This window comes from Nostoc sp. CHAB 5836, assembly GCF_020829445.1.
Lineage (GTDB): Bacteria > Cyanobacteriota > Cyanobacteriia > Cyanobacteriales > Nostocaceae > Nostoc.
Window position 1 is genome coordinate 1 of the sequence record NZ_JAIVFV010000378.1, and the last position, 2,066, is coordinate 2,066.

2 protein-coding genes are annotated in these 2,066 nt (G+C 39.4%); one reads left to right on the top strand and one right to left on the bottom strand.

Going from position 1 to position 2,066, the window contains the following annotated elements; all coding sequences use genetic code 11:
* Nucleotides 1-45 precede the first annotated feature (45 nt).
* Entirely contained in the window at nt 46-450 is a 405-nt protein-coding gene (tnpA, locus tag LC605_RS32635) for an IS200/IS605 family transposase (protein WP_229551497.1), read from the bottom strand.
* 129 nt (nt 451-579) lie between these two features.
* Between tnpA and LC605_RS32640 the strand changes: the two genes are divergently transcribed.
* Nucleotides 580-2,031, top strand: a complete 1,452-nt coding sequence (locus LC605_RS32640; protein WP_229551498.1) for a transposase — start codon at nt 580-582, stop codon at nt 2,029-2,031.
* Nucleotides 2,032-2,066 lie beyond the last annotated feature (35 nt).

Consider the following 2,066-nt stretch of genomic DNA (forward strand, 5'->3'; position numbering starts at 1 on the left):
GCGGGGGAAATCCGACTCGTGCGAATTTATTCGCCTCCAATATTATCAACCATGATGAGGATCATTGATATACCGTTCTATAGTGTCAGCAGCAACGTTTCCAGCAGTTGAAAAAAAATAGCTGCTAGTCCAGAGTGATGGCAATCTTTTTAATTCTGGAAATTCCTTTCTTAGATAATTCGATGAGCGTCCTTTAAATGCTTTAACTACTTGAAATATTGCGTCAGTTGGATGAATCTCTACAAATAGATGAATATGGTCTGGTGCAACTTCTAATGCGCGAATATTCCAGTCTTTTTCAGTAGCTAATTCTGAGAATATCTCAAAAATTCTATCCCTAATTTTTCCAACAAGTACTTTTTTCCTGCGTTTAGGTATCCAGACTAAATGAATCACGCTCAGTCCGACGGCGTGATTATAATGTCGATATTCATAAGAACTTTTTTTCATGAGATTAGGGATTGACTTGTTTTTGATTGTAGATTACTATGTTGATAGAGTCAACTATATCAACAAAACGAACCTGTGCAAATACGCTGGAAGTTTAAACTACAACCGAATATTAGGCAACAAGCCTTAATGTCTGAGTGGCTTATTACTCTGCGGAAACACAGAAATTATTGTTTGGCAGAACGTCAGCGCGGTTTTGAGACTAACAACTCTAATTCAGATGAGCCAGTGATGTACCAGTATGGTGCATTCTCGGATTTAGGTACTCGGATTGAATATGGTTCTTATTGCCCTTTGACTTGCCCTATTGTTAAACATGGGGTGATGTCTGCTGAGTTAACAAAAAATAGTAAGAAACATGGCTTAACTTGGGGACATGCTGCTGATATTCAAAGTAAGAGAACAACTGAATTACGCTCTGAGTCTGAATGGTATAGTCGGGTTAATTCAGATGTTTTGCAAGGCAATTTAGCTAAATTAGATATTGCTTATAATGGATTCTTCCAACATAAAAGAGGATTCCCAGCATTTCGCAAAGCATCTAACTTTAAAAGCTTTCAATTCAAGCCAGGGCAAGGGAAGTTAACCGTTAATCGTTCATCTAACAAAAAGAGGTGCTATTCGCACGTTTACTTCCCTGGCTTGGGAGATATGAGATATTTCGATAGTCGAGCGATTCCAATTGATGCTGATATTAGAACCGTAACAGTAATTAAAGAAGCCGATGGCTGGTACATGAGTGTATTGCTCAACCTACCAGAATCTTTGCCTGATGTGTCAGATATTGAAACTATATCCTCGGCAGTAGGTATTGATGTAGGAATCAATAAGTTAATTTCCCTCACTGATGGCTCGTTTGTTGAAAATCCTAAGTTCGCAACCAATAAAAAAACTCGCCGTCAACTAAGAATTAGGCAGCGCAGGGTAAACCGTAAAGTTAAAGGTTCTAAGAATCGTAAAAAAGCTGGCATAATAGTTGCCAAGCTGCATAAAAAGATTGCTGACAAGCGGAATGATCATCAATGGTTTGCAGCCAATAAAGTTGTTGGCACTGCTGCGGCGATTGTTCAAGAGGACCTAAATATCAAAGCTATGAAGTCCCGATGTAAACCCAAGAGGCAGAAGGGGAGATTCATGGCTAATGGTCAATCTGCAAAGCGCGGATTGAACCGATCTATATCAGATGTTAGCTGGGGCGGGTTATTTTCTAAAATTGCTTGGTTAGCCTTGAAAGCGGGTAAGCCAGTATTATCTATTAATCCTAAGTTCACGTCTCAAGAGTGTTCAGCTTGTCATAATGTAAGCAAAACTAATAGAGATGGTGAGAAATTTATTTGTGAAAACTGCGGTCACATTGACCATGCAGACACTCAAGCCTCTCGTACAATTTTGCGTAGAGCTAATTTAAAGTTCGTCACTAAAGACGTTAAAAAGCTACCTGCGGACTGTGGGAAAGTTACGCTTGTCAGACATGATTCTGCCAGCAATGGCAAACAGGATCAGGGCAAGAACCGTACATCTAAGGTAATACCTGAAAAGCGGATATTATTTGAACAGTTGTCTTTACAATTGTTTAATTAAGAATCCCCGTTCCCTTTAGGGCGGGGAGTGTCAAC

Coding starts and splice junctions, on each gene's coding strand:
- tnpA (WP_229551497.1), bottom strand. CDS start 450: ATGAAAAAAAGTTCTTATGAATATCGACATTATAATCACGCCGTCGGA.
- LC605_RS32640 (WP_229551498.1), top strand. CDS start 580: ATGTCTGAGTGGCTTATTACTCTGCGGAAACACAGAAATTATTGTTTG.